This is a genomic window from Roseateles sp., from assembly GCF_036486225.1.
Taxonomy (GTDB): Bacteria; Pseudomonadota; Gammaproteobacteria; order Burkholderiales; family Burkholderiaceae_C; genus Roseateles.
In genome coordinates this window covers 1-2,271 of the sequence record NZ_DASVNZ010000314.1, presented here as the reverse complement: position 1 = coordinate 2,271, position 2,271 = coordinate 1, and the positions used below count along the sequence as shown (strand labels likewise).

Sequence of the window (2,271 nt, the reverse complement as noted above, 5' to 3'; positions counted from 1 at the left end):
CAACTGCCGAAGGGCCGACCGCGTCGACGCCCGCCGCCGCGATTCCGAACATCCGGCCGACGCTGCAAGGCGCCGCTGAACGCACGTCGCGGGAAAAGGAGTCCGCGGTGGCGCCCGCGGCATCAGCCCCCGCGACCGCCTCGACCGTTCCGGCCAAGCCGGCGGCCTCCGCCGCCGCGGCTTCGGAGGCCGAGCGCCGCGTGAGCGTCGACGACACCGGCCTGAGCAGCCTCATGAAACGCGACGGCGCGGCCGGCGGCAAGCTGGTGGCGCTGGTGAGTCAGCCGCACAAGAACAAGGCCGACGCCGAGGCCCTGCTGGTGCGCATGCGCGAGATGATCAGCGCCACGCTGGGCGGCAACGCCGTGACGCACGGCGAGGTCTTCCAGACCAAGGACGGCTGGCGCGCGGCCGTGTGGCCCTTCGGCAGCCGCGAGGAAGCGCAGCTCATCAACGCCACGCTGCTGGCCCGCGGCGTGCGCGGGACGCGGGCGGTCGACTTCTGATCAGGACCGATCAGGACCGATAGTCGGCGTTGATCGTCACGTACTCGTGGCTGAAGTCGCAGGTCCAGACCGTCGTCTGCGCCGGGCCGCGGTTCAGGCCCACCCGCACGGTGATCTCGCTCTGCTTCATGACGCGCTGGCCGTCCTCTTCCTTGTACTCGGGACGGCGGCCGCCCTGCGTGACGACGTGGACGTCGTCCAGGTGCAGGTCGATCAGGCTCTGGTCCAGATCGTCGATGCCGGCGTAACCGACCGCCGCCAGGATGCGGCCCAGGTTGGGGTCGCTGGCGAAGAATGCGGTCTTGACCAGCGGCGAGTGCGCGATCGCGTACGCGGCCTTGCGGCACTCGGCCTCGTCCTTGCCGCCTTCCACCACCACCGAGATGAACTTGGTCGCGCCCTCGCCGTCGCGCACGATCGCCTGCGCCAGCTGCTGCGACACCGCCACCACCGCGTCGCGCAGCGCGCGGCCTTCGGCGCTGGTCAGCGAGGTGATCCGGTCGTGGCCGGCCTGGTGCGTCGCGATCAGCACGAACGAGTCGTTGGTCGACGTATCGCCGTCGATCGTGATGCGGTTGAAGGACAGGTCCGCCGCTTCCTTGACCAGCGGCTGCAGCAGCTCCGGCGCAAGCACCGCGTCGGTGGCGACGAAGCCCAGCATGGTCGCCATGTTCGGGCGGATCATGCCGGCGCCCTTGGAGACGCCGGAGATGGTCACCGTCCTGCCGCCGATCGTCACCTGCTTCGAGCAGGCCTTGGGCAGCGTGTCCGTGGTCATGATGCCGGCGGCGGCCTCGCCCCAGTTGTCGGCCTTCAGCGCGGCGATCGCGGCCGGCAGGCCGGCGACGATGCGGTCGACCGGCAGCGTCTCCATGATCACGCCGGTCGAGAACGGCAGCACCTGCTTCGCATCGAGCTTGAGCTCCGCGGCGAGCGCGTCGCAGGTCTGGCGCGCGCGCGCCAGACCGTCCGCGCCGGTGCCGGCGTTGGCGTTGCCGGTGTTGATCACGATCGCGCGGATCCCGGAGCCGGCGGCAAGGTGCTCGCGGCAGACCTGGACCGGCGCGGCGCAGAAACGGTTGGCGGTGAAGACGCCGGCGACGCTCGCGCCTTCATCGAGCGCGATCACGGTCAGGTCGCGGCGGTTGGCCTTGCGCACGCCCGCCATCGTGACGCCCAGGCGCACGCCGGGCACGGGCAGCAGGGTTTGCGGATCGGGAGCGGTCAGGTTGACGGGCATGGTGAGGGGCGTCCGTGGGGGAAATGGGCGCGATTGTAGGAGTCGCGCGTGACCCTGCCGTCGTGCATCCGTGAGCCCGCGAACATCGGAAACGCAATCGCAAACGCAAACGCCCCGCAAGCGGGGCGTCCGGCGGTGCGGCTGCGAGTCGGCCGGGCTTCAGGGGTTCTGGCGACGCTTGCCCAGCATCAGGGTCATGAGGGCCAGGCCGCCGAGGAACAACGCATAACTCTGCGGCTCCGGCACGGCGCTGGCCGGCAGCACGTTGAAGGTGCCGGAGTAGCTGGCCGAGATGCCGCTGGTGCCGGGCGCCAGGTTGCCGCCCGCATAACCCTTGACGATCAGCGTGTAGTCGCCCGCCAGCAGCTTGCTCGGCAAGCTGGCGCTGATCCAGCTGGTGCCGTTGCCGTCGCTGTCCGGCGCGCCGATCGCGAGCGCCTGGCCGTTCAACGTGGCCTCGCTGAAACTGATCTGCTGGGACTGGCCCGAGAACACGGTGATCAGCGACGCATCCACCCAGCCGTT

The 2,271-nt window shown here is 70.4% G+C and carries 2 protein-coding genes and 1 pseudogene; 1 reads left to right on the top strand and 2 read right to left on the bottom strand.

What is annotated here, in order from left to right; genetic code table 11:
• Window positions 1-506 (top strand): annotated as a pseudogene (locus VF536_RS20825) (hypothetical protein); the annotation flags it as partial.
• Between the two features lie 10 nt (window positions 507-516).
• On the opposite strand, the gene argJ reads toward VF536_RS20825, so the two are convergent.
• Window positions 517-1,746 carry a bifunctional glutamate N-acetyltransferase/amino-acid acetyltransferase ArgJ gene (gene argJ / locus VF536_RS20820; RefSeq protein ID WP_331616784.1) on the bottom strand — a complete coding sequence of 410 codons (1,230 nt, stop codon included), beginning with the start codon at window positions 1,744-1,746 and terminating at the stop codon, window positions 517-519.
• Window positions 1,747-1,905: 159 nt separating this feature from the next.
• Window positions 1,906-2,271: FxDxF family PEP-CTERM protein (locus VF536_RS20815; RefSeq protein ID WP_331616783.1), on the bottom strand; the 366-nt coding region annotated here is incomplete at its 5' end.